At 64.8% G+C, this 23,706-nt stretch carries 20 protein-coding genes; 9 read left to right on the forward strand and 11 right to left on the reverse strand.

Features of this window, described 5'->3' with window-relative positions:
- The first annotated feature begins 15 nt into the window (after positions 1-15).
- Together HJ583_RS02535 and HJ583_RS02540 are read left to right on the forward strand one after the other, a co-directional pair.
- Positions 16-909, forward strand: a complete 894-nt coding sequence (locus tag HJ583_RS02535; protein WP_170020190.1) for a pirin family protein — start codon at positions 16-18, stop codon at positions 907-909.
- 121 nt (positions 910-1,030) lie between these two features.
- Positions 1,031-2,653: a methyl-accepting chemotaxis protein gene (locus HJ583_RS02540; RefSeq protein ID WP_170020192.1), complete on the forward strand. Its 1,623-nt coding sequence runs from the start codon at positions 1,031-1,033 to the stop codon at positions 2,651-2,653.
- Positions 2,654-2,809: 156 nt separating this feature from the next.
- On the opposite strand, the gene HJ583_RS02545 is transcribed toward HJ583_RS02540, so the two are convergent.
- From HJ583_RS02545 to folD, 5 genes are read right to left on the reverse strand one after another with little or no spacing between them, the layout of a single operon-like run.
- Entirely contained in the window at positions 2,810-3,787 is a 978-nt protein-coding gene (locus HJ583_RS02545) for an L-threonylcarbamoyladenylate synthase (protein WP_170020195.1), read from the reverse strand.
- Positions 3,784-4,641: a dienelactone hydrolase family protein gene (locus tag HJ583_RS02550; protein ID WP_170020197.1), complete on the reverse strand. Its 858-nt coding sequence runs from the start codon at positions 4,639-4,641 to the stop codon at positions 3,784-3,786. Before HJ583_RS02550 ends, HJ583_RS02545 begins: the two co-directional genes overlap by 4 nt.
- A 1-nt stretch (position 4,642) precedes the next feature.
- Positions 4,643-5,809 (reverse strand): 5-(carboxyamino)imidazole ribonucleotide synthase, encoded by a 1,167-nt coding sequence (locus HJ583_RS02555; protein ID WP_170020199.1) that lies wholly within the window; start codon positions 5,807-5,809, stop codon positions 4,643-4,645.
- Between the two features lie 5 nt (positions 5,810-5,814).
- On the reverse strand, positions 5,815-6,315 hold the full coding sequence (gene purE / locus HJ583_RS02560; protein ID WP_170020201.1) for a 5-(carboxyamino)imidazole ribonucleotide mutase: 501 nt from the start codon (positions 6,313-6,315) through the stop codon (positions 5,815-5,817).
- Complete coding sequence (folD, locus tag HJ583_RS02565; RefSeq protein WP_170020203.1) at positions 6,312-7,190, reverse strand: bifunctional methylenetetrahydrofolate dehydrogenase/methenyltetrahydrofolate cyclohydrolase FolD; 879 nt, start codon at positions 7,188-7,190, stop codon at positions 6,312-6,314. The genes purE and folD overlap by 4 nt, the downstream gene beginning before the upstream one ends.
- A 266-nt stretch (positions 7,191-7,456) precedes the next feature.
- Here folD and HJ583_RS02570 point away from each other — a divergent pair, with 266 nt between their 5' ends.
- The 3 genes from HJ583_RS02570 to HJ583_RS02580 all read left to right on the forward strand — a co-directional run bounded on the left by HJ583_RS02570 (position 7,457) and on the right by HJ583_RS02580 (position 14,360).
- Positions 7,457-10,792: a transglutaminase family protein gene (locus HJ583_RS02570; protein WP_170020205.1), complete on the forward strand. Its 3,336-nt coding sequence runs from the start codon at positions 7,457-7,459 to the stop codon at positions 10,790-10,792.
- Between the two features lie 131 nt (positions 10,793-10,923).
- Positions 10,924-13,392, forward strand: a complete 2,469-nt coding sequence (locus HJ583_RS02575; protein WP_170020207.1) for a circularly permuted type 2 ATP-grasp protein — start codon at positions 10,924-10,926, stop codon at positions 13,390-13,392.
- Positions 13,389-14,360, forward strand: a complete 972-nt coding sequence (locus tag HJ583_RS02580) for a transglutaminase family protein (RefSeq protein ID WP_170020210.1) — start codon at positions 13,389-13,391, stop codon at positions 14,358-14,360. The genes HJ583_RS02575 and HJ583_RS02580 overlap by 4 nt, the downstream gene beginning before the upstream one ends.
- 66 nt (positions 14,361-14,426) lie before the next feature.
- On the opposite strand, the gene HJ583_RS02585 is transcribed toward HJ583_RS02580, so the two are convergent.
- Positions 14,427-15,299 carry an NAD-dependent epimerase/dehydratase family protein gene (locus HJ583_RS02585; RefSeq protein WP_170020212.1) on the reverse strand — a complete coding sequence of 291 codons (873 nt, stop codon included), beginning with the start codon at positions 15,297-15,299 and terminating at the stop codon, positions 14,427-14,429.
- A 249-nt stretch (positions 15,300-15,548) separates the two neighbouring features.
- Between HJ583_RS02585 and HJ583_RS02590 the strand changes: the two genes are divergently transcribed.
- Positions 15,549-15,695, forward strand: coding sequence for a hypothetical protein (locus tag HJ583_RS02590; RefSeq protein WP_170020214.1), 147 nt, complete (start codon positions 15,549-15,551; stop codon positions 15,693-15,695).
- An 11-nt stretch (positions 15,696-15,706) separates the two neighbouring features.
- Here the strand turns inward: HJ583_RS02590 and HJ583_RS02595 are convergent, their stop codons facing one another.
- The 4 genes from HJ583_RS02595 to HJ583_RS02610 form a co-directional block, all read right to left on the reverse strand.
- A complete protein-coding gene (locus HJ583_RS02595) occupies positions 15,707-16,495 on the reverse strand; it encodes a YbaY family lipoprotein (RefSeq protein WP_170020216.1) in 789 nt (262 codons plus the stop codon).
- 104 nt (positions 16,496-16,599) lie between these two features.
- A complete protein-coding gene (locus HJ583_RS02600; protein ID WP_101941728.1) occupies positions 16,600-17,385 on the reverse strand; it encodes a transglutaminase family protein in 786 nt (261 codons plus the stop codon).
- Positions 17,386-17,438: 53 nt separating this feature from the next.
- The gene (locus HJ583_RS02605) at positions 17,439-18,386 is read right to left on the reverse strand and encodes an alpha-E domain-containing protein (RefSeq protein WP_170020218.1); all 948 of its coding nucleotides are present in this window, start codon (positions 18,384-18,386) and stop codon (positions 17,439-17,441) included.
- A gap of 15 nt (positions 18,387-18,401) precedes the next feature.
- Positions 18,402-19,793 carry a circularly permuted type 2 ATP-grasp protein gene (locus HJ583_RS02610; protein WP_170021299.1) on the reverse strand — a complete coding sequence of 464 codons (1,392 nt, stop codon included), beginning with the start codon at positions 19,791-19,793 and terminating at the stop codon, positions 18,402-18,404.
- A gap of 503 nt (positions 19,794-20,296) precedes the next feature.
- Between HJ583_RS02610 and HJ583_RS02615 the strand changes: the two genes are divergently transcribed.
- Entirely contained in the window at positions 20,297-21,637 is a 1,341-nt protein-coding gene (locus HJ583_RS02615) for a GGDEF domain-containing phosphodiesterase (protein WP_170020220.1), read from the forward strand.
- A gap of 107 nt (positions 21,638-21,744) precedes the next feature.
- Positions 21,745-22,110: a hypothetical protein gene (locus tag HJ583_RS02620; protein ID WP_170020222.1), complete on the forward strand. Its 366-nt coding sequence runs from the start codon at positions 21,745-21,747 to the stop codon at positions 22,108-22,110.
- A 178-nt stretch (positions 22,111-22,288) separates the two neighbouring features.
- Here HJ583_RS02620 and HJ583_RS02625 read toward each other — a convergent pair whose 3' ends face one another.
- Positions 22,289-22,714, reverse strand: coding sequence for a winged helix-turn-helix transcriptional regulator (locus HJ583_RS02625; protein WP_170020224.1), 426 nt, complete (start codon positions 22,712-22,714; stop codon positions 22,289-22,291).
- Between the two features lie 87 nt (positions 22,715-22,801).
- On the opposite strand from HJ583_RS02625, the gene HJ583_RS02630 reads away from it, so the two are divergent.
- On the forward strand, positions 22,802-23,653 hold the full coding sequence (locus HJ583_RS02630) for an SDR family oxidoreductase (RefSeq protein ID WP_170020226.1): 852 nt from the start codon (positions 22,802-22,804) through the stop codon (positions 23,651-23,653).
- Positions 23,654-23,706 lie beyond the last annotated feature (53 nt).

Raw genomic sequence — 23,706 nt, forward strand, 5'->3', positions numbered from 1 at the left:
ATCAAGGAGTGCCTCATGAGCCAAGTCCCGCAAGTTTCCGCCCTCGCTCCCGCCGCTTCGCGAGGCGTGGAGCGCCTGGTGGCCGGGCGTGCCACCTCGGACGGGGCAGGGGTCAAGCTGACCCGCGTCCTGACCCAGGATCTGCAGCGGCGTCTCGACCCCTTCCTGATGCTCGACGCTTTTCGCAACGAGAATCCGGATGACTACATTGGTGGCTTTCCCGACCATCCGCACCGCGGCTTCGAAACTGTCACCTACATGCTTGCCGGTCGCATGCGTCATCACGACAGCGCCGGCAATGCCGGCCTGCTGGGCCCTGGTGGTGCGCAGTGGATGACAGCGGGCTCCGGCCTGATCCACTCCGAACTTCCCGAGCAGGAAGAGGGCCTGATGGAAGGCTTTCAGCTGTGGGTGAATCTGCCGGCGAAGAACAAGATGATTGCGCCTTATTACCGTGACATCCCGAGCGAAGCCATCCCCGAATTCACCACGCCAGAGGGCGTGACGGTGCGCGTGATTGCCGGCGAGAGCCAGGACACTGCGGGGGCAGTACAGCGGCCGGACACCGAGCCGCTGTACCTGGATGTGCATCTGCCCGCCGGCACGCGCTTTGCGCAGGCCATTCCGGCTGGACACAACGCCTTTCTGTACACCTATCGTGGCGAAGTGACGGTGGCCGGGCGTGCGGTCGCCGATCGGTTCATGGCCATTCTGGCTAACGACGGCGCAGCCGGGGTCGTCATCGAGGCGGCGCAGGATGCGCGCGTTATCCTCGTGGCCGGGGCGCCGCTGAATGAGCCGATCGCGCAGTACGGCCCCTTCGTGATGAACACTGGCGAAGAAATCCAGCAGACCCTGAGGGATTATCGCGACGGATTTTTCGAGGCGGCGCACGTCAAGTCCATCTGAAACGGGGTCTTGCACGGAGCTTCAAGTTCAGCCGGGGCCACGCCGTTAATTAACGGAGTGGCCTTGGGTTTCAGGCCGACATGATTTTGATCATGAGTGGATTCTGAACGAGGAGCGCAGCATGAATTTGACGATTTCAAAGCGCCTGTGGGCAATGATCATTGCCTCCGCGCTGGCCTTGCTGGTGGTGGGTGGCGCGGGACTGGTCACGATTTCTCGCTTGGTCGATGCGGTTGACGAGGTCAACAACAATTCGATTCCCAGCTTAGGTGTCATTGATGATGCTGAGCTCTCCTTGCTGCGGGTGCGGCTGGGCATCACTCAGCACGTGATGGCGCTGGACGAGACGCGCAGGGCTGCGATCGAGAAGTCGATTACCGCGGCGCGCGCCGATTGGAATGCGCATCTGAAAACGTATGCGAATGAGCTTGTCAGCAACGATGAAGATCGCAAGCTGCTGGATGCCGTACAAAACGCTCTGAAGCTCTACGAGACCGAGCTGGACAAAGTCCTCGATTTCTCACGTCAGAACCGGACCGACGAAGCTTTTGCGGCCTTGGGGAGCGCATTGGCTCCTGCGGGCGAAACGGCGGTCAAGGCTTTGGAGGATATGGCCAGCTTCAACGAACAGAATGCCAAGGCTACAGGAGAGGCGGCAGGGCGCTTGGGCCACACGGGGCTGGCGGTATCGGCGGGGGTGGCCGTGCTGGCGATCATCGTGATCGGAGGCATGGGTTTCATGCTGGTCAAAAACATCGGCGGTGCTCTGCAGGATGTACAGGGTACGGTTTCGCGGATCCAGCGTGATCTCGATTTCACCCTGCGGATTCCGGTTCGCAGTCGTGATGAACTGGGCCTGACCTCTGAAGCGCTCAACCAGTTGCTGGCCACCATGCAGACCAATCTCAAGAGCATCGCTCAGGGGGTTCGTTCGGTGGCAGCGGCTTCCAATCGCATGGCCTCAACTTCCGATCAGGTTGCACATGCCTCGCAGGAGCAAAGTTCGGCGGCTTCAGCGATGGCGGCGGCGATGGAGGAGATGACGGTCAGCATCACCCATGTGAGCGATAGGGCCGGCGAAGCGAACGAGCTCTCGAAAGAGTCGGGTCGGCTGGCCTCATCAGGCGAAATGGTGATCACCCAGACCGTGGCGGACATCAACGAGATTGCCGGCAGCGTGGATCAGGCCTCGGCGAGCATTCGCGAACTGGGCGAGCAGACCGACCGGATTTCTTCGGTGGTCGGCGTGATCCGTGAAGTGGCGGACCAGACCAATCTGCTGGCATTGAATGCCGCGATCGAGGCCGCACGTGCCGGCGAGCAGGGGCGCGGCTTTGCGGTGGTGGCCGATGAGGTGCGCAAGTTGGCCGAGCGCACGGCGCAATCTACGCAGGAGATCTCGGCTATGGTCGAGTCCGTGCGTCATGGCGCGCGCGCTGCGGTTGAGCGCATGGAGCAGGCCGTGGAGAAGGTCAGCAGTGGCGTAGGCCGGGCTCAGGGCGCCAGCGAATCGATCCGCCATATCGGCGACGCCAATCGCAATGCGGTACAGATGGTGACGGAGATCAGTGATGCCATCCGTGAGCAGGGTACGACCAGTACCAGCATCGCGCAGCAGGTCGAGCGGATCGCCCAGATGGCAGAAGAGTCCAGCTCTGCGGCCATCGAAGGTGCGGGTTCCGCGCGTGAACTGGATCGGCTGGCCGAGTCCATGCAGGGCGTGGTGGCCACTTACCGTTTGTAAGTGGCAAGCGTGCCCGCGTTGTTGGGCGCCCGATGAAAAGGGCCGCGCGATGCGGCCCTTGGCCCGTGCGCTGCAAGTGTTGTGGGCGCGGCGCTATGCGGCCTTTGCGATGCCTGCCTCGCTTCCATGCAAGGTCGCTTGCAGCGGATGCGGCGCCTAGGTTTCGTCGTCTTCGGCGCCGGAGCCGACCACGGCACGCCCGAGCCGATCGTGCACCGCATCCCAGGCGCTGTCATCCGGCAGGTTTTCGACGAGAATCTCGCGCGCGCCAGCGGCATCCAGCGCACGCAGGTTGGCGTAGAGATCATGAGCGTAGCCCTCTGCGTCAAAGGGCGCGTCGATGCTCATGGCGTAACGGCCGGGGTCGCTCTCACCGGCGTGGCTGAGTATTGCGCAGTCGGCCGGTGCTGCGGCGATTTCTTCGCGTGAGGCCAGGCGCATCGGTGTGCGTGGCGCGTAGTGGGCGGCGAGCGCGCCGGATACGCGGGGTGCCGTTTCCGTTTCCGACTTCAGCCGCACCGGGCGGCCGATGACCGCAGCCATGGCCGCGCGGCTGATCATGCCGGGTCTCAATATCACCGGCTCGCCGCGTGAGAGATCGAGAATGGTCGATTCGATTCCTACATCACAGGCGCCGCCTTCCAGGATCATCGCCACGGATTCGCCCAGTTCTTCCTGCACATGTTGCGCGGTGGTCGGGCTGATGCGGCCGAAACGGTTGGCTGAGGGCGCCGCCACGCCGCCGCCGAAGGCGCGCAAAAGCGCCAGTGCCACCGGATGATCCGGCACGCGCAGGCCGACCGTGTCCTGCCCGCCAGTGACCACTTCGGAGACGTCTGCTTCCTTCTTCAGGATCAGGGTCAGCGGGCCCGGCCAGAAGGCGCGCGCCAGCGCGATGGCTTCCCTGGGGATCTCGCGGGCCCAGTCGGTGAGTTGCTCGCGGTCGGCCAGATGCACGATCAGCGGGTGATCGGCCGGGCGGCCCTTGGCAGCGAAGATCTGGCGCACCGCGTCGGGGTTGGCGGCATCGGCCCCGAGGCCGTAGACCGTTTCGGTGGGCAGGGCCACGAGCTTGCCGGCACGGAGCAGTTCGGCGGCGCGGGCGATGTTGTCCGGCGTGTCAGCGCAGATCATTTCAACTCTTGTGCAAAAAAGGCGAGTACGCGCTGTTGGGCGTCTTCGCGGGCTTCGGGGTTCGGCGCGGTGGTGGTGCCCTGGCCGGGATTCACGCCATTCGGCACATCCTTGCGGACGCGTTTCTGCGTCAGCGCCGGGTTGTCGAAGTCGTGATAGGTGTCGGGGTAAGTCACGATCTGCATGGTCTCACCGCGTGCCGTCGCGGCCGCAGCCAATACCTTGCAGGGGGCTGCAGGCGTCCAGTCGTCGGCCTCACCGATGAGCAGCAGCAGTGGAGCATAGGGCTTGAAGGCCTCTGCTTTTTTCGCTTTGCTGCTGCAGCCAGGATAGAAGGACACGGCCGCTGCAAAGCCGCTGCCGGTCCGGGGGGCGTGCGTGATGGTGTCGAGCGTCACGCCCCCTCCGTGCGACCAGCCCAGCAGGCCGATGCGCTGGCCATCCACATCGCTGCGGCTGCGCAGATATGCGAGAGCGGCATAGGCGTCGCCGCGGCGGTCGGCTTCCTTGAGGCTGCGCTCGGAGAATTTCTGCGTGCACAACTCCTTGATGCCGCGCGCGCCCAGGCTGTCCAGCATCAGGGCGAGATAGCCGTGGGCGGCGAGAAATTCGCCCCACATCCGGTGCCGCGCGTTGAGCGTGCCATCCTTGGCGTAGGCGCCACCGCAACCGTGCAGCATGACCACCGCCGGGTGCGGGCCAGGGCTTGCCGGCTGGAACACAAAGCCGGCAAGTGGCGCAGGGGCAGACGACAAGCCCGCTGTGGGCAGGGTGACCGGTACAGGCGTGGCGGCCTGTGCCGGGCTGCTCAGGAGCTCCAGCGTCAGCCACAGGCCTGCCAGCGCCGTGCGCACCTTACTCCTCCTTGATGCCGATGGCGGCGCGGGCGGCCAGCGCGACGGCCAGCGCCTTGGCTGGATCCGCATCGAGTACCGTGAAGTGTCCCATCTTGCGGCCTGGGCGGGCGTGGTGCTTGCCGTAGAGGTGCAGCTTGAGATTCGACACAGCGTAGAGCTTGCTCCAGTCCGGCTCGCGATAGGCGCCGTGCGCATCGGGGCCGGGCTGGCTGGCGTCGTACCAGATGTCGCCCAAGAGATTCACCATCACCGCAGCGGAGTGCGCACGCGCGTCGCCCAGCGGCAGACCGCACAGGGCACGCACCTGCTGCTCGTACTGGCTGGTGACGCAGGCATCCACGGTGTAGTGGCCGCTGTTGTGCGGGCGTGGCGCCATCTCGTTCACATACAGCTCGCCGTGGGAAACGAAGAACTCCACGCCGAGGGTGCCGATGTAACCGAGCTTGGCGGCGATGTGTTCGGCGATTTCTTGCGCGCTGTCGCGTTGGCAGGCTGAGCTGCGGGCCGGTGCGATGGAAACATCAAGAATGCCGCCGGAATGCTGGTTCTCGGCGACCGGAAAACATTTCGTGTGGCCCTGCTCATCGCGCGCCAGCACGACGGAAACCTCGTAGTCCAGCTTGAGCATCTGCTCCAGCACGCAGGGCTCGTTCTTGAAGGCCTGGAAGGCGGCGATGGCTTCTTCGCGGCTCGTGACGCGGGCCTGGCCCTTGCCGTCGTAACCAAAGCGGGCGACCTTCAGGATGCCGGGGAAGAGCTCGGTGCCGGCGGCTTCCAGATCGGCCACGCTGTTGATCGCGGCGAAAGCCGCGTGCGGAATGCCGTTGGCACGCAGAAAGCTCTTCTCGGCAACGCGGTTCTGGCAGATGCCGACGGCATCGGCGTTGGGGCGCACCGGGATGAACTTGGCGAGATACTCCAGCGTGCCGGCTGGCACGTTCTCGAACTCGGTGGTCACCGCAGCGCAGCCGGCGGCGAACTGGTCAAGCGCCGCGAAATCGTCGTACTCCGCGCACAGATGGCGGTCGGCGGCCTTGCCCGCCGGGCTGTTGGGGTCCGGGTCGAGTACCCAGACCTTGTAGCCCAGTTCATGGGCGGCGAGTACGAAGAAGCGGCCGAGCTGGCCGCCGCCGAGCATGCCCAGCGTGGCGGGCGGGAGAATCATGGTGCTCACGCGATGTCGTCCAGTTTCATGTCCAGCACGGTCCGGGTCTGGCGTGCGCGGAAGGCATCGAGCTGCGCGGCGATTTGCGGATTCTCGTTGGCCAGCATCGCTACTGCGAAGAGGCCGGCATTGGCGGCGCCGGCTTCGCCGATGGCGAAGGTGGCGACCGGAATGCCCTTGGGCATCTGCACGATCGAGTGCAGCGAATCGACGCCCGAAAGCGCTTTGCTCTGCACCGGCACACCGAGTACTGGCACGCTGGTCTTGGCGGCCAGCATGCCGGGCAGGTGAGCGGCGCCGCCCGCGCCGGCGATGATGGCCTTGAGACCGCGGCCACGGGCGGCTTCGGCGTATTCGAACATCAGGTCCGGGGTGCGGTGGGCAGACACCACACGGGCTTCATAGGAGATGCCGAATTCCTTGAGGACTTTGGCGGCTGCCTGCATGGTGGGCCAATCGGAGTTGGAGCCCATGACGATGCCGATAACAGGAGTCTGTTCGCTCATTGTGCGTTCTTTGCTTCAAGGGCGCGCTGGGCCGACTCCACGGTATTGGCCAGCAGCATGGTGATGGTCATCGGGCCGACGCCACCGGGCACCGGGGTGATCAGGGAGGCCACTTCGCGGGCGCTGTCGAACTCCACATCGCCGCACAGCTTGCCGGCGTTGGGGCCTTCGGTGAGGCGGTTGATGCCCACGTCGATCACGACTGCGCCGGGCTTGATCATGTCGCCCTTGAGGAAGTTCGGGCGGCCCACGGCGGCGACCACGATGTCGGCACGTTTGGTGTGGAAAGCCAGATCTTTCGTTTGCGAGTGGCACACGGTCACGGTCGCGCCGCGCGAGAGCAGCATCACCGCCATCGGCTTGCCAACGATGTTGGAGCGGCCGATCACGACGGCTTCAGCGCCCTTGATCTGGACGTTTTCCGAGTCCAGCATCTTCATCACGCCCCACGGGGTGCACGGGTAGAAGCTCTTGCGGCCCTGCAGTAGCAGGCCGAAGTTCTCGGCATGGAAACCATCCACGTCCTTCTCCGGCGAGATGGCTTCGAGCACCTTGTCTTCATCGAACTGCTTGGGCAGCGGCAGCTGCACCAGAATGCCGTGCACCGAGGCGTCGGCATTGAGTTCGGCAATCTTGGCGAAGACTTCTTCTGGAGCCACGTCGGCCGGGTATTCGAACTTGAGCGAACGGATGCCGGCCTTTTCGCAGCCGGCCACCTTGTTGCGCACATACACGGCCGAGGCCGGGTCGCCGCCGACGAGGATCACGGCGAGGCTGGGCTGGACGCCTTGGGCAGTGAGTTCAGCGGCGCGCTGGGCGATTTCACCGCGCACTTGCGCCGAGAGAGCGACGCCATCGATGTTGCGAGCAGTCATGGTGGGCCTAAGCTTTTGAAAAACCGGCAATTATAGCGCCGAGGTAGAGCGCGCGGAATGTGCCGGGGCGGATCCGGGGCGTGATTTTCTGCAACAAGGCCTTGGCAGGATTCATGCGCTGCTTTGGTGCCGTGCAGCATGCCGGGTTGGATGCATGCCCGCGCTTGGTGCCGGCGCTGCGTGCAAAGGCCGGCAATTCCCATGAATAGGGCATTGCACGCTAATTGCTAAGATCTCTCAGCCCCGATCCCAACAGAAAGAAACCGATGTCGATCCATGTTGCGCTGAATCACGTCACGCATTACCGCTACGACAAGCCGATCAGCCTTGGCCCGCAGATCGTGCGTTTGCGCCCGGCGCCGCATTCGCGCACGCGGGTGCTGTCGTATTCGCTGCGGGTGACGCCCGAGGGCCACTTCATCAACTGGCAGCAGGATCCGCAATCGAACTATCTGGCGCGCCTGGTGTTCCCGGAGAAGACCCGCGAGTTCCGCGTCGAGGTGGATCTGGTCGTCGAGATGGCGGTGCTGAACCCCTTCGATTTCTTCCTCGAACCGGAGGCAATGGCCTATCCCTTTGCCTACAACCCAGGCCTCGAGACCGAGCTGGCACCTTATCTGCTCAAGCTGCCACTCGAAAAACGCTTCAAGACGCTGCTGGACTCTGTGCCGCGCGAAAAAACGCCGACCATCGATTTTCTCGTTGCGCTGAACCAGCGCCTGCAGAGTGACATCAAGTATCTGGTGCGCATGGAGCCCGGCGTGCAGACACCGGAAGAGACGCTGGCGAAGGCCTCCGGCTCCTGTCGTGACTCGGCCTGGCTGCTGGTGCAGCTCTTGCGCCACCTGGGCCTTGCCGCGCGTTTCGTGTCCGGCTACCTGATCCAGCTGAAGCCGGATGTGAAGTCGCTCGATGGGCCCTCCGGCACGGAAGTGGACTTCACCGACCTGCATGCCTGGTGCGAGGTCTATCTGCCGGGCGCGGGCTGGATCGGTTTCGACCCGACCTCGGGCCTGCTCGCCGGAGAGGGCCACATCCCGCTGGCCTGCTCGCCGGAGCCTTCGTCCGCCGCGCCGATCGAGGGCGGACTGGAAAAGTGCAAGGTCGAGTTCGAGCACCACATGCGCGTCGATCGCATCTGGGAAGCGCCGCGAGTGACCAAGCCTTATACCGAGGATGAGTGGGCGGCCATCGTCGCGCTGGGCGAGCGCATCGACGATGATCTGCTGGCCCATGACGTGCGCCTCACCCAGGGCGGCGAGCCGACCTTCGTGTCGGTGGATGACCGCGATGGCGCCGAGTGGAATACCGATGCGATGGGCCTGACCAAGCGTGGCCTGTCTGCCGAGCTGCTGGCCAAGCTGAAGGCGAAGTACGCGCCGCAGGGGTTGCAGCACTTTGGCCAGGGCAAGTGGTATCCGGGCGAGCAGCTCCCGCGCTGGTCGCTGAACCTGTACTGGCGCAAGGATGGTGAGCCGCTGTGGACCAATCCGGCACTGTTTGCCGATGAGCAGCAAGACCACGCCGTCACAGACGCTCAGGCGGGCGACTTCCTGCGCGGTGTGGCCGAGCGGCTGGGGCTGGCGCCGAAGTTTGCTTTCCCGGCCTTCGAAGATGTTTGGTACTACCTGTGGCGTGAGCGCAAGCTGCCAGCCAACGTCGATCCCTTCGATGCGCGCCTGGAGGATCCGCTCGAGCGTGAGCGCCTGCGCAAGGTATTCAGCCAGGGCCTGGACAAGACGGTGGGCTGGGTGCTGCCGATCGCGCGCAACCCGGCCGGCACGCACTGGCAGAGCGGGCCGTGGTTCCTGCGCGATGAGCGCTGCTACCTGATCCCCGGCGATTCACCGCTGGGTTATCGCCTGCCGCTGGATGGCCAGCCGTGGACCCGTGCGGCGGATTATCCCTGGCTGCACCAGTCTGACCCCTTGCAACGCCAACCCCCCTTGCCCTCCTATGCCGCCCTGCGCCATCAGGAACTGGTGCGGCGCGAGATTGCTCCGGTGGGTCTGGCCGGTGCCGGCGGGCGCGGCAATGGTGACGCGGCCTGCGAGCGCCACCCGGAGGCCTTCGAGTCTGCCGGCTGGGTCACCCGCACCGCCATGTGCGCCCAGCCACGCGAGGGCAAGCTCTATCTCTTCATGCCGCCCACCGCCTTGCTGGAGGATTATCTGGAAGTGGTGGCCGCCATCGAAGCCACTGCCGAGGCGATGCAGTTACCGGTGGTGCTGGAGGGCTACGAGCCGCCCAGGGATGCCCGTCTGCAGGTGCTGCGGGTGACGCCGGATCCGGGCGTGATCGAGGTGAATGTGCATCCGGTGGCCTCCTGGGGCGAGCTGGTCGAGCAGACCACCCATCTCTATGACGCGGCCCACCACACTCGCCTGTCTACCGAAAAGTTCATGCTCGATGGGCGCCACACCGGCACCGGCGGCGGCAACCACTTTGTGCTGGGCGGTGCCACGCCGGCCGATTCGCCCTTCCTGCGGCGGCCGGATCTGCTCGCCAGCATGGTGAGCTACTGGCACAACCATCCCTCCCTGTCCTACCTGTTCTCGGGCTTGTTCATCGGCCCGACCAGCCAGGCCCCGCGTGTCGATGAGGCACGCAACGATTCGGTCTATGAGATCGAGGTGGCGCTGCAGGAGATGCGTCGCCAGAGTGCGCAATTCGGGAACTGCCCGCCGTGGCTGATCGACCGTCTGATGCGCAATCTGCTCATTGACGTGACGGGCAATACCCACCGGGCCGAGTTCTGCATCGACAAGCTGTACTCGCCGGACGGCTCTGCCGGCCGCCTCGGCCTGCTCGAAATGCGTGGTTTCGAGATGCCGCCGCATGCCGAGATGAGTCTCGCCCAGCAACTGCTGATGCGCGCGCTGCTGTCGCGTTTCTGGCAGCAGCCCTATGAGCCGTCGCGCCTGAAGCGCTGGGGGACCGAGCTGCATGATCGATTCATGCTGCCGCACTTTGTTGAGGACGATTTCCGGGATGTGATCGAAGAGTTGCAGGATTTCGGCTACCCGCTGGAGGCGCATTGGTTTGCGCCCCATCTGGAGTTCCGCTTTCCGAAAATCGGCGATTTCGTCGCCAAGAACGTCGAGGTCGAGCTGCGTCTTGCACTGGAGCCCTGGCATGTGATGGGCGAGGAGGGCGGTGCCGGCGGCACGGTGCGCTTTGTTGATTCCTCGGTCGAGCGTCTGCAGGTGAAGGTGCGCGGCTGGGGAGATGAGCGTCATGTGCTGACCTGCAATGGCCGCGGGGTGCCCTTGCAGCCCACCGGGACGGTTGGCGAGTTCGTGGGCGGGGTGCGCTATCGTGCCTGGCAGCCCCCCTCCTGCCTGCACCCGACGATTGCGCCGCATGTGCCGCTCAGCTTCGATCTGGTGGATGGCTGGATGCAGCGCTCGCTGGGAGGCTGTCAGTACCACGTGGCCCATCCGGGCGGGCGCAATTACGCCACCTTCCCGGTCAATGCCTACGAGGCCGAGGCGCGGCGCCTGGCACGCTTCTTCCGCTTTGGCCATACTCCGGGGCGGATCGCGCCTGCACTGGAAGAGCGCAACCCGGACTTCCCCTTCACGCTCGATTTACGCAAATGAGGCGTCACTGAGCAGCCCGCCACGGGCATCCGTCAGCGCAGCCGGCACGCGTGCCAGTCGTGTCCGGCCGCCCCTGCTGGTGGCCGTGGCACTCTACAATGCCGGGACGCCCTCAATAACAAGAAATCCCCATGCCCCGACAATTCCTCGCCGAGTATCCGGACGATAGCGCCCGTTTCGACGAAATGTTCTCCGCGCCCGGCGTGCCGCGCGCGCATTACGCTGCGCTCTATCAGCGCCTGCTGGGGCAAACCGCGCCGCAGTTGCGCGAGCTGTTCAACGATACCGATCGCCAGATTCGCGACAACGGGGTGACCTACAACGTCTATGACGACGAGGAAGGCAGCGGTCGCCCTTGGGCCATGGACCCCTTGCCGCTGATCATCCCGGCGGCCGAGTGGGCCGGGATCGAGCGTGGCGTACAGCAGCGCGCACGCCTCTTTAACAGCATCCTGGCCGACCTGTATGGCCCGCAGCAGCTCTTCCACGAGGGGCGCCTGCCGCCTGCGCTGGTGCTGGGCCACCCCGGCTTCCAGCGCCCTGCGCATGGCATCCAGCCGCCGGGCGGGGTTTTCCTGCACATTCTGGCGGTGGATCTGGCGCGCTCGCCGGACGGGCAGTGGTGGGTCGTCAATGACCGTAGCCAGTCACCCTCGGGCATGGGCTACGCGCTGGAAAACCGCATCATCACCGCGCGCCTGCTCCCCGAATTGTTCCGCGAGCTGCGCGTGACGCGCCTGGCCAGTTTCTTCGCTGCCCTGCGCGACTCCATCGCCAGCTATGCGCCGCATGACAATGGCCTGGTCAATACGGTGGTACTGACGCCCGGGCCTTACAACGAAACCTATTTTGAACACGCTTACCTTGCGCGCTATCTCGGCTTCCCGCTTGTCGAGGGGCAGGATCTCACCGTGCGCGATGGATGTGTGTGGCTCAAGACCCTGTCCGGCTTGCGCCGCGTTCACGCCATCATCCGCCGCATGGATGACGATTTCTGTGACCCACTTGAGCTGCGCGCCGATTCAGCCTTGGGTGTGCCGGGCCTGATGGATGTGGTGCGCAGAGGCAATGTGCTGTTGGCCAATGGCATCGGCGCCAGCGTGATCGAAACCGGGGCGCTGGCGGGCTTTCTGCCGGGTCTTAGCCAGCACCTGCTGGGCGAGGAGCTGGCCATGCCTGGAGTGGCAACCTGGTGGTGCGGCGAAACCTTGGCGATGGAAGATGCGCTGGAGAAAGTCGATCACCTTGTCTTCAAGAGCGCCGTGCCGCATCCGCAGGGGCGGCGCATCGAGCCGGTGTTCGGCGAGGATCTGGATGAGGACGGGCGTGCCCGCCTGGCTGCCCGCGTGCGTGCCAATCCGCGCGACTATTACGCTCAGGAACTGGTCTCGATCTCGCGTGCGCCGCTGCTCGATCGCAGCCACGGTCGCAAACTGTTGGCTCGCCCGGTGGGCCTGCGCGTGTTTGCGGTGGCCACGCCAGAGGGCTATATGGTGATGCCGGGTGGCCTGGCCCGTAGCGCCAGCGGCCATGATGCGCGCATTCTTTCGAACCAGCGTGGCGGCGGCAGCAAGGACGTGTGGGTGTGTGGCGAGACGGCCGGTGCGCCCATCTCGCTGCTGCGCCGGCCGGTCGAAGCGGCCGATCTGGTGCGCAGCGGCGCCGGCCTTTCCAGCCGGGTGGTGGAAAATCTATTCTGGTTCGGCCGCTACTCCGAGCGCTGCGACAATCTCGCGCGCTATCTGCGCGTGGCACTTACCCGCGTGACGGACAACGTCGACAACCCCGGTGAGTGGAAGGCGCTCGCCGCGCTGGGCAAATCCATCGGTGTGCTGCCGGCAGACTGCAAGGAGAGCGAAGCCGTGCGCCCCTTGCTGCGCGCCACCTTCGATTCCCAACACCACGGCGGGCTGGCCTCGCATATCCTGCATCTGTCGCGCACCGGCTTCCAGCTGCGCGAGCGCCTGTCTTCCGACAACTGGCGCACCCTCAATGCGCTGGCCCAGAAGATCGGCACGAAGCCGCATGAGCGCGTCGGCATCTTCGAGGCGCTGGCGCAGATCGATGAATACATCACCAGCTTCATGACCCTGGCCGGCTTCGCGCTCGATGGCATGACGCGCGACCATGGCTGGCGCTTTCTCTCGCTGGGCCGGCGCATCGAGCGTCTGCAGTTCCAGACCGAAGCCATCGAGGCGGCGATGAAGATGGGCGTCAAGGGCAACCCGGAATGGCTGCTCGAAGTGTCGGACTCGATCGTGACCTATCGCTCGCGCTACATGGCGCGCCCCGAGTGGATTGCAGTGTTGGATCTCCTGATCGCGGACGACACCAACCCGCGCGGCATCGTATTCCAGACCGCCGGCCTGTGCGATTACGTGGAGCGCCTCAACGCCTCGCTTGGCGACATGCCGGATAGCGGCCTGGATGCCCTGCACCGGCGCCTGCTGGCACTGGATCCGGGGTTGGACTTCCATCCCGGCTCACGCGCCCTGGGCGAGGCCATGGTCACCCTGCGCGCGGCCTCGGCCAGCCTCTCCGACCAGATCAGCCAGCACTATTTCAGTCATGCCGAAGAGCAGGCGAGGGTGATCGCATGAGCGAACATGAAGCCGAAGCGCCGATCCGCTACCACGTCATCCACGAAACGCTGTATCGCTATGCCGCGCCGGTGAGCCTGTCACAGCATTTGCTGCACATGGTGCCGCGCGAATGCGCGTTCCAGCGGGTCGAACAGAATCTGCTTGAGGTGACGCCCAGCGCCAATCGGTGTGAGCCGCTGATTGACTGGTTCGGCAACCCCGGCAGCTGGCTCGCCCTGCGCCAGCCGCATAGCATGCTGCGCCTGATTGCGGCCAGCACGGTGGAAGTTTCCCCACGCCCGCAGTGCTGGCGTGAAGTCCCGGGGCGGCCTTGGGAGGATGTTGCGGCGATGCTCTCGGCCTTCCCATCCATTGCGCCGCTGGATGCGCAGGAATGCGCGCTGGCCTCGGTGCAGGTGCCGCTGCTGGAAGAGGTGCGCGAATGGGCGCTGGCCAGCTTTACACCCGGGCGCCCCTTGCTGGAGGCCTGCCGCCACCTGATGGGGCGCATCTACAAGGAATTCGAGTTCGATCCCAAGGCCAGCACGGTGGCCACACCGGTGGCGGCCACCTTTCACAAGCGCCGCGGCGTGTGCCAGGACTTTGCCCAGCTGATGCTCTGTGCATTGCGCTCGCTGGGCCTGTCAGCACGCTACATGAGCGGTTACATCCTGACCCACCCGGCGCCGGGCAAGCCGCGCCTGATCGGAGCTGATGCCTCGCATGCCTGGATTGCGGTGTGGTGCCCCGACAATGACTGGGTGGGCTTTGACCCGACCAACAACCTGCAGCCGCATCTGGAGCATGTGATTCTCGGCTGGGGGCGCGACTTCAACGATGTGAGCCCGATGCGCGGGGTCATTCTCGGTGGCGCCTCTCATGAGGTCGAGGTGCAGGTCACCATGATGCCGGCCGAGACGCGCGATTTCGATGCCTTGCTGGGCGAGGTGCGCGGGCGCTCGCTGGAGAAGAAGGCGGCGGAGTAGGTCAGAAAAGCCGCAGGCGCCTTCCGGCCGGGCGGCGTGCGTTGCGCTTTTCCGACCTACGCAGACCTACGCCGGCTTGCGCAGGCGCGGGTCGAGGTCGAAGCTGGCTGGGTTGCGGTAGTCGTTGAGCATTACGCGCACGCCGCCTTGCAATGCCGGCCCTGACCCGGGCGCGGGAGGCGGGGGGGCGGCGAGTTCAGCAGCGAAGCGCGCCGAACTGTCGCGCGGCTGGTAGCCGATGCGCTCGGCATCGTCGCCGCGCCACCAGCACCCCGGGTTGTCGGACACGCCATATACCACGGCACAGCCTGGTGCATCGGCCAGCAGCGCACAGCGCACCAGTTCGACAAAATCTCCCGGGCTCAGCCAAACCGCCATGCCGCGCGTATCGGATGGGCGCTCCCGGCAGGCGCCGATCCGCAGGCACACTGATTCGAGCCCATGGCGATCATGGTAGTAGGAGGCCAGCAGCTCGCCGTAGCCCTTGCTCACGGCATACAGGCTGTCCGGGCGCATCGGCATGGAAGGGGTCACGGTTTCGCCGCAGGGATAGAAACCAGTGACATGATTGGTGCTGGCGAGTATGACCCGACTCAGGCCCGCTGCCAGGGCTGCATCGTAGAGGTTGTACTGGCCCACGATGTTGGCGGGCAACAAGCTGTCGAAATCGCGTTCGAGCGGAATACCGCCCATATGCACCACCGTCTGGGCGCCGTGCAGCAAGCGACCTAGTGCAGCGCGATCCGCGAGATCGCATGGTTGGAGGGTTTCGTTGCCCGTGGGGGCTTCAGTCAGGGGAACGATGTCGCTGAGAACCAGTTCGTCGCATAGCGCGCGTAGTGGTGCTCGCAGCAGGCGCCCTAGGCGCCCGGCAGCGCCGGTGAGCACGATGCGCCGGAAGGGGCGTGGGTTTGCAGCGGGATGGGCAGTCGTCAGCATGATGGCAGGGGGGCGGGGCTGGGGTGGCCTCAGGTGGTTGTGTGGCGTTTGTGCTGCGGGGCGTGACAATCCGTCCCCGGTTGGGGGCGGGGCTGCGCCGTGCTGGATGCGTTGTGGCGACAGCCTCGGCACGGCGGGCGGGCCGGCTGATTCTGCAAATGGATGTGGCAGGGCGGGCGAATGTCGGCAGGGTGGACCGCTTGATGCTTGAGATTCATGTGGCCACTCCGGCCTTGCAAGGAGAACATCATGCTGATCGAACGTGACATGAGCGAATTTTCCTGGTCGCACGAAGAGCCGCGGGAGGATGACAGCCCGGCTGCGCTGGCTGCTGTGCCAGAGCCGCTTGCAGCCCTGCTGGCGCTGCAGTTGCTGACGGTGACGCCACCGACCTGAGTGCTTCGGCCCTACTGCATGTAGCGGGCTTCGAACTCCGCCAGCAGCTTGCCATCCGCGTCCAGCAGACTCAGCTTCTGGCCGCTCACGCGCCAGCTGCTGACCTTGCCGAGGGCGGCAAGGAAGGCCTGTTCGGGGCCACCGTCGGCTACGCAGGCCATCATGGTGGCAGCCACCTTGCTGAATTTCAGCTGCCTATCTTCAAGGCTGTAGGCACCCATGAAGCGATTGCAGCCGGCAAAGCCACTGACGCCTGGCTCGGTCTTGTCGTTCAGCACGAAATAGACTTCACGGGTTCCTTCACGGCTCACGACGGCCTCGCCGTTGAGGCTGAGCAGTTTCCAGTAAGTATTGACCAGACTGGCGTCCGAGGGCACGGCTGCGGGCTGGCTGCGGGCCACGCGCTTGAGCAGCAGCTCCACCGTGTCGGCATGGCCGCGGGTGAGGACCGGTGCAATCGTGTCGGTGGTGAACAGCAGTTGGCCATCAAGCGTGATGCGCGCGCGTACCGTATAGCTGTGAGCGGGATTGAGGCGGCTCGGGTCGTAACGGATGGCAAAACGGAAGGGGGGCTGGCCGGCCGGATCCAGCTTGCTGCTGCCCAGCAGTTCAGCGGGGGCGCCGACGCGGGAGATATCTTCCAGCGTGGCTTCAAAGATTGCATTGGGCGGCAGGGCGATGCGCTCGCGGTAGGTGGCGCTGCCGCTGAGGCTGGCTTCCGCCGCATGGGTACTGACAGAAAAGAGGCTGCCTATCAGCAGCAGGGCGCCAGTCAATCGGCGCGAGCATGAATTCAGCATACGAGGACTCCTGTGCGAGGGAATGCAGATTGTATGACTCCCTCTGCCGCAGAAGTTCCATCACGCCCGTGAGCCTGTAGGGCCGCACGGGTGCGCGCGGTGACTCAGGCTGCGTGCACCGAGACGCGCACTTCCTCATGGCCGCCACCGTGGTGAGCCGCACGCATCGGGCAGGCGTCGAGATAATCGCGGCCCACCGCCAGACGGATCTGGCGACCGCTGGCGAGCTGGGCGCGGCGTGCATCGAAACTGACCCAGCCGCCTTCCTGCTCCAGCCATACATCGGCCCAGGCGTACTCGCCAACGCGCTCGCCGAGCTGGTAGCCGCTCACGAAGCGCGCCGGCAAGCCGATCGAGCGGCAGGCGGCGAGGAGGATGTGTACCTGGTCCGGCAGGGTGGCGGCGCCGCGCGTGAAACTGCTCTCGGCACCCCGCACCGCTTCGCCGCCGGAGGGGGCCGGCAGGAGCTGTTCGCGCAGGGCCTGCAGCAGGGTCAGCACGTCGTCGATATCCTGCGGTGGCTGGCTGAGGTGTTTGTGAGCCAGTGCGGCCAGGGCCGCTCCGGGAGTCGTGAGCTGGGTGCTGGCAAGATAGATCTGCGGAGCCAGCGGGCTTTGCTCGAGGCCGATCAGGGCCGGACTGCTGTCCGGCACATCGACCACGCCGGTGACGACGATGCGCACGTTTTCATGCGGTTCGGTAAGGGTCAGCAGATGGGTCGTGTTGCCCCAGGCATCGACGCTGCGGCTACTGCGCACCGGGGTGTTGACCTGCCATTGCGCGACGCGCACACCGGCTTCCTCGCGCGGGGTGATGCGCAGCTGGCGGATGCTGTAACTGGCAGGGCTGTCAAAGTGGCAGCGGGTTTCGTGGCGGATGGTGTATTGCATCGTCAAAACCTCCTGTTTTTTTGCAGGAGCGGTCTCCGGCCGCTCCTGGTGCGTCACGCTGTCACGGGCATCAGGAAATCGGTCGCGATGCGGTTGCCGACGTCATTGATGCGGGTAATGAACTTCGTCAGGTATTGGTGCAGGCCACTTTCGAGAACGTCTTCGATGCGCCCGTAACGCAGGCTGGCGGCGAGCTCTCCGGCGCGTCGCTGGGTTTCCTGCGAGCGGGTGTTGGCCACCTGATCGAGGAAGGCCAGCATTTCGTCAGTGCAATAGGCCAGCGAGCGCGGCATGTCGTTTCTCAAGACGAGCAACTCGGCCACACGCGAGGGCGTGATCTGGTCACGATAGACCTTGCGGTAGATCTCGAAGGCCGACACCGAGTGCAGCAGCGCGCTCCACTGGTAGTACTCGCCGGCATCGTCGCGGCGCGGGGCTTCGGCAATGAAGTTGTACTTCACGTCGAGGATGCGGGCGGTGTTGTCGGCACGCTCGATGAAGGTGCCCAGGCGCAGGAAACAGTTGGCCTCATCCCGCATCATGGTGGCAAAGGACACGCCGCGGAACTGGTGAGAGCGCAGCTTTACCCACTCGAAAAAGGCGTCCAGCTCGTCGGCGCCCATCTGTCCGATGTCATAGCTCTGCAGGCTGAGCCAGGTGGCGTTGATGGTTTCCCATAGCTCGGAAGTCAGGGTGCCGCGTACGGCATGGGCATTTTCGCGGGCGCTGCGCAGGCAGGAGTAGATGCTGCCGGGATTGTTTCGATCGAGGGCCATGAAGTGCACGACTTCGGCCGGCACCAGCTTCTCGCCATGGGCGTTGAAGTAGCTCTCCAGCACACCCACGGAATCAAGGGTTTCGCGCCACAGGCGCTCGACTTCGCGTTCGCTCTGCGGCAGGAGCTGCATGCGGTTGTTCACATCCAGCATGCGGGCGAGGTTTTCGGCGCGCTCGATGTAGCGGGCCATCCAGTACAGGTGATCGGCGGTGCGGCTGAGCATGCTCATTGTTCTCCCTCAGTTTTCCATCACCCAGGTGTCTTTCGTGCCCCCGCCCTGCGAGGAGTTCACGACCAGCGAGCCTTCCTTCAATGCCACGCGGGTGAGGCCGCCGGGCACGAAACGCACTTCGTTGCCAGAGAGTACGAAGGGGCGCAGATCGATGTGGCGCGGCGCTATGCCGGCATCCACGAAGGTTGGGCAGGTGGACAGCGACAGGGTGGGTTGGGCGATGTATTTCTCGGGCGAGGCGAGGATGCGCAGGCGGAAGTCCTCGATCTCGGCCTTGGTGGAGGCCGGGCCGACCAGCATGCCGTAGCCGCCAGCGCCATGGACTTCCTTCACCACCAGTTCGGGCAGGTGTTCGAGGGTGTAGGCGAGATCCTCGGGCTTCCTGAGCATGTAGGTGGGCACATTGTTGAGAATGGGCTCTTCACCGAGGTAGAAGCGCACCATCTCGCCAACATACGGGTAGATCGATTTGTCATCGGCCACACCGGTGCCGACGGCATTCGAGATCGTTACGTTGCCGGCGCGGTAGGCGGAGAGGATGCCGGGTACGCCGAGCATCGAGTCCGGCCGGAAGGCGAGCGGATCGAGGAAATCGTCATCGATGCGGCGGTAGATCACATCCACGCGTTGCGGCCCCTGCGTGGTGCGCATGAAGACCTGCTCGTCACGCACGAAGAGATCCTGCCCCTCGACCAGCTCCACCCCCATCTGCTGGGCGAGGAAGGCATGTTCGAAATAGGCGCTGTTGAAGCTGCCCGGGGTGAGTACCACCACTACCGGGTCGAGCACGCCCTTGGGCGCCACGGCACGCAGGGTGTCGAGCAAGAGATCCGGATAGTGTTCGACCGGCGCGACGCGATTCCTGGCGAAGAGCTCGGGGAAGAGCCGCATCATCATCTTGCGGTTCTCGACCATATAGGAGACGCCGGAGGGCACGCGCAGGTTGTCTTCCAGCACGTAGAACTCACCGGCGCCGGCCCGCACGATATCCACCCCGGCAATCGCTGCGTAGATGTTGTTGGGCACGTCCACGCCCTGCATCTCGGGGCGGTACTGGGCATTGGAGATGACCTGCTCGGCCGGGATGCGTCCGGCCTTGAGGATTTCCTGGCCGTGGTAGATGTCGTGAATGAAGGCGTTGAGCGCCTTGACGCGCTGACGCAGGCCGTCGGCGAGGGCCAGCCATTCGTGCGAAGGGATGATGCGCGGGATCACGTCGAAGGGGATCAGGCGCTCGGCGCCGGCCTCATCGCCATACACCGCAAAGGTGATGCCGGAGCGGCGGAACAGTGCATCGGCTTCCTGGCGCTTGCGCGTCATGCGTTCCGCACTCATCCCGTCAAACCAGTCCACATAGCCCTGGTAGTGCGCGCGCAGCTCTCCACTGGCGCTGTTCATTTCATCGTAAAACCGGGCTTGCGCCGGGCTTGCTTGGGTTTGAGCCTGAATCGGGGCCACGCGTGTCTCCTGCTGGAGCTGTTATGTCGGCACCATTGCCATTGCGAGAAGCGTGCCATGCGTGCAAAGCGCCTGTTTGCGTAAGCAGACATATAGCCATGTCCCAGATTGGTGCATGCAATCCGGGCCGTGTTCAGGCTGGTGCGCCGCAGCATGCCGGAGTGTGCCCAGAGGGTGTTGCGGCGTTGTGAAGCCGGGCCGGTGGTGCAGAGCGGGAGCTTGGCGGGGTGATGGCTGCGTCGGCCTGCCGTGTCGCTGGCGCTGAAAAAAACCGCGCCGCCAGCGAGGATGTTGTACCCCGTTGGGAGGTGCTTGCCGTCTGGCGCGCGGGGCGGTTCATGCAGGTAAATCCTGCTTGAAGAGATCTATCACTTTGGATTAGGGTGGCCAGTCGAATTGGCGGGATCCTGCAGCACCCGCATCACCCCTCACGCGAGTCTGAAATGATGCTCAATGCTGCCAGCGACACCGATCTGCGCAAATCCCTGCTCGACGAAGCGCCACGGGCTTTTGCACCCAACCCCGCCGGGGTGCCCAGCCTGCCGGATCGCGAGGCCTTTCTGCGCCGCCTCGACATGTCGATCCGCATGGCTGAGCGCCAGCGCTCCAGTTTTGCCGTCATGCTGCTGGACCTTGGGCCCACCGAAGACCCGCTCTCCGGCCTGGCTGCCGCGGCCGCCGCGCTGCGCATCACGGTACGCCTGACAGACACCGTGGCCTGGCTGGAAGGGCGCCAGTTCGCAGTGCTGCTCAATGTGGCCAATGAAGAAGGCGCGACGCGTGTCGGCGGCAAGATTTTCGAGGCTCTGGGCGAGGCGCTGGGCGAGGCCGCCGGGCGCGAGGTGCGTGCCGGCATGGCGCTCTACCCCGACCATGGCAAGAGCGGCGATCAACTTCTGAGGGCGGTGAATGGCGCCTTGTATCAGGCCAGTCGTGGCCACAAAGGCATCGTCATGGCGGTGCTGGCCGAGGGCGTGTTACCCGAGGTGCGCGAAACGCTGGGGCAGCGCTTCGGCATGGCCATCGAGCAGAACGAGTTCGTACTGCGCTTCCAGCCGGTGGTGAATCTTGTGAGCGGTTTGCCGGTGGGGGCCGAGGCGCTGGCGCGTTGGCGCCATCCTGAGCTGGGCCTGTTGCCGCCGGCGGAATTCATGCATCTGGCCACCCATGAGTCGGCTCTTGAAGGCCTCAGCCTGCGCCTGCTCGATCAGGCCTTGCGGCAGATCCGCAACTGGCGTGAGCGGGGCGTGGCACTCAGTCTGTCCTTGAACTTCGCGCCGGTTCTGCTGGCGCGCGAGGGCCTCGATCAGCTGATTCTGGCCCGCCTGCAGGCGCAGGGCCTGTCGCCGGAATGCCTGACGCTGGAGCTGCGGGACGAAGGCTTGGCGGCGCTATCGGCCAGCGCGCTGCGCGTGCTCTTCAGCCTGGCCTCGGCCGGGGTGTGTCTGGCGATCGATGATTTCGGGCGCGGTACCGGCTCCCTGCTGGCGCTGCGGGATCTGCCGGTGCAGGAATTCAAGATCGATGCGGCGTTCGTGAGTAAGGTCTGCCACAGCGAAGCGGATGCCGCCATTGTCGCCACCCTGGTCAGCCTTGGGCGGCGCCTGGGCAAAACGGTGATCGCCAAGGGAATCGAAACCGAAGAAGTGCGCCAGAAACTGCGCAGCCTCGGCTGCGAGTATGGCCAGGGCTTCTGTTTCGCCCAGGCCTTGCCGGCTCAGGAGCTGGAGGACTGGCGCGATCAGCGCATGGCCGCGGACGGTGCGCGCCAGACCTTGATCTGAGCGGGACGAGCTAGGCTCGACCGCGCTATGCTGCAGGAAATACTTGCGAGGATTGCATGAAATTTCCAGCCCATGGTTCGGCGCATATTCACAGGGAAGGGCAATTCTTGATCGCCGAAATCGGTGGTCCCTGGAATGCCGAACTGATTCATTACTATCGCGAACTGATGGCCGAGCAGGTGCCGGCCGTGGCCGCGCAAGGCCCGTGGGCGCTGATCCTCGAGATCCGCGGTGCAGCCCTGTGTCCGCCTGAGGCGGTGGAGGGCATCCGGCGCGGTGTGGTGGAGCATGCCAGCAGCTGGCGGCGGATCTGCACGGCCTACGTAATCGCCTCGGATGTTGAAGGCTATGGCGTGACCGATCGCGTCTGGCGTGGCATTTACGCCGGCATCATGCCTTTCGAGATTTTCGAACACATGGCAGACGCTCGCGCGTGGACCCAGCGTCATCTGGACGCACCGCCGCCCGCATGAAAAAGTCTGCTTGCCTCTGGTGCAACGGGACGCGGCTGAGCGCAGCCACGCCACGCCAAGCGCATACCGCCCGACTAGCGTTTGCGTCAGATTGGCGAGATCACCGGCCTGGATCTCGAGAAGACCGACGACCGTTTCCTGCGCTACGTGGTCTTGCGGCTGGAGTAGTCCGCAAGCGCTATTCCACGGACGCCTGCGTGGCTTGCCTGGCCTGGCGGGCACTAAGGATTTCGCCCAGGTTCAGTTCGATCCAGTCGGCCAGCGCCTCGACCCGTTGGCCGACTTCCTGCCCCAGCGGGGTGAGGCGGTATTCCACATGCGGTGGCACCACCGGGTAGGCGATCCGGTCGACGAAACCATCTCCTTCGAGCGATTGCAGGGTTTGCGCCAGCATTTTTTCGCTGATGCCGCGTACTTTGCGGCGCAGTTCGCTGAAGCGGTGGGTGCCGCCCAGCAGGGCGACCAGCAACAGCACGCCCCAGCGGCTGGTTACATGATTGAGCACTTCGCGCGAAGGACACAGATCGGCGAACACGTCGCCGCGCTGCATGGCCTCGGCGAGCCGGCCGCCCGCGCTGGCTGGCGATGGATCCTGTTGGCGCATCTTGCACTTACCTTTCTGTGCGTACTTACAAATAGTTAGTGTGTTGGCTATTCTGCCGCTTCCCTTCAACAAAAGGAAGTAAAGATCATGATTGCCATTACCGGAGCCTCCGGCCAGCTTGGCCGCCTCGTCATCGAATCCCTGCTGGGCAAGCTGCCGGCCAGCCAGATCATCGCGCTGGTGCGTGATCCGGCCAAGGTGGCGGATTTCGCTGCGCGCGGCGTGGTGGTACGCCAGGCTGATTACACTCGCCCGGAAAGCTTGCTGCCGGCGCTGAGCGGCGTGGAGCGACTGCTGCTGATTTCCGGCAACGAGATCGGTCAGCGTGTGCCGCAGCACCGTGCCGTGATCGAAGCCGCCAAACAGACTGGCATCCAGTTGCTGGTCTATACCAGCATCCTGCACGCGGATGTGTCGCCGCTGACGCTGGCCGCCGAGCACAAGGAAACCGAAGCCCTGATTCGCCATTCCGGCCTGCCTTATGCGTTCTTGCGCAATGGCTGGTACACCGAGAACTATCTCGCCAGCGCGCCGGCGGCGATCGAGCATGGGGTACTGCTGGGCAGCGCCGGTGAGGGCCGCATTTCTTCCGCGGCGCGTGCCGACTATGCAGAGGCGGCAGCGGAAGTTCTAACGCGTGAGCATCAGGCCGGACGTATCTATGAACTGGCGGGGGATGAGGCCTATACCCTGGGTCAGCTGGCGGCCGAGCTGGCGCGGCAGTCGGGCAAGCCGGTGGTGTATCTGAATCAGTCCGAAGCGGACTTCAAGGCGGCGCTGACCGGCTTTGGTTTGCCCGAGGGCCTGGCCCAGCTGCTCGCCGAATCGGATACCGGTGCCTCGCGTAATGGCCTGTTCGATGGCGGCAAGCAGCTGAGCCGGCTGATCGGCCGGCCGACCACGGCCTGGACCGAGCAGGTCAAGGCGCTCGTGAGCTGAAGGCCGGATCTCTCCCACCCTGGGCTCCAGGGTGGGGGGGCGGAGAAACAGAG

It is taken from the genome of Uliginosibacterium aquaticum (assembly GCF_012972705.2).
GTDB lineage: Bacteria > Pseudomonadota > Gammaproteobacteria > Burkholderiales > Rhodocyclaceae > Uliginosibacterium > Uliginosibacterium aquaticum.

Bases quoted from the DNA above. Each gene is read 5' to 3' on its own strand.
- HJ583_RS02535 (WP_170020190.1), top strand. From the start codon at position 16: ATGAGCCAAGTCCCGCAAGTTTCCGCCCTCGCTCCCGCCGCTTCGCGA.
- HJ583_RS02540 (WP_170020192.1), top strand. From the start codon at position 1,031: ATGAATTTGACGATTTCAAAGCGCCTGTGGGCAATGATCATTGCCTCC.
- HJ583_RS02545 (WP_170020195.1), bottom strand. From the start codon at position 3,787: ATGATCTGCGCTGACACGCCGGACAACATCGCCCGCGCCGCCGAACTG.
- HJ583_RS02555 (WP_170020199.1), bottom strand. From the start codon at position 5,809: ATGATTCTCCCGCCCGCCACGCTGGGCATGCTCGGCGGCGGCCAGCTC.
- purE (WP_170020201.1), bottom strand. From the start codon at position 6,315: ATGAGCGAACAGACTCCTGTTATCGGCATCGTCATGGGCTCCAACTCC.
- folD (WP_170020203.1), bottom strand. From the start codon at position 7,190: ATGACTGCTCGCAACATCGATGGCGTCGCTCTCTCGGCGCAAGTGCGC.
- HJ583_RS02570 (WP_170020205.1), top strand. From the start codon at position 7,457: ATGTCGATCCATGTTGCGCTGAATCACGTCACGCATTACCGCTACGAC.
- HJ583_RS02575 (WP_170020207.1), top strand. From the start codon at position 10,924: ATGCCCCGACAATTCCTCGCCGAGTATCCGGACGATAGCGCCCGTTTC.
- HJ583_RS02580 (WP_170020210.1), top strand. From the start codon at position 13,389: ATGAGCGAACATGAAGCCGAAGCGCCGATCCGCTACCACGTCATCCAC.
- HJ583_RS02585 (WP_170020212.1), bottom strand. From the start codon at position 15,299: ATGCTGACGACTGCCCATCCCGCTGCAAACCCACGCCCCTTCCGGCGC.
- HJ583_RS02590 (WP_170020214.1), top strand. From the start codon at position 15,549: ATGCTGATCGAACGTGACATGAGCGAATTTTCCTGGTCGCACGAAGAG.
- HJ583_RS02595 (WP_170020216.1), bottom strand. From the start codon at position 16,495: ATGCTGAATTCATGCTCGCGCCGATTGACTGGCGCCCTGCTGCTGATA.
- HJ583_RS02600 (WP_101941728.1), bottom strand. From the start codon at position 17,385: ATGCAATACACCATCCGCCACGAAACCCGCTGCCACTTTGACAGCCCT.
- HJ583_RS02605 (WP_170020218.1), bottom strand. From the start codon at position 18,386: ATGCTCAGCCGCACCGCCGATCACCTGTACTGGATGGCCCGCTACATC.
- HJ583_RS02610 (WP_170021299.1), bottom strand. From the start codon at position 19,793: ATGAACAGCGCCAGTGGAGAGCTGCGCGCGCACTACCAGGGCTATGTG.
- HJ583_RS02615 (WP_170020220.1), top strand. From the start codon at position 20,297: ATGATGCTCAATGCTGCCAGCGACACCGATCTGCGCAAATCCCTGCTC.
- HJ583_RS02625 (WP_170020224.1), bottom strand. From the start codon at position 22,714: ATGCGCCAACAGGATCCATCGCCAGCCAGCGCGGGCGGCCGGCTCGCC.
- HJ583_RS02630 (WP_170020226.1), top strand. From the start codon at position 22,802: ATGATTGCCATTACCGGAGCCTCCGGCCAGCTTGGCCGCCTCGTCATC.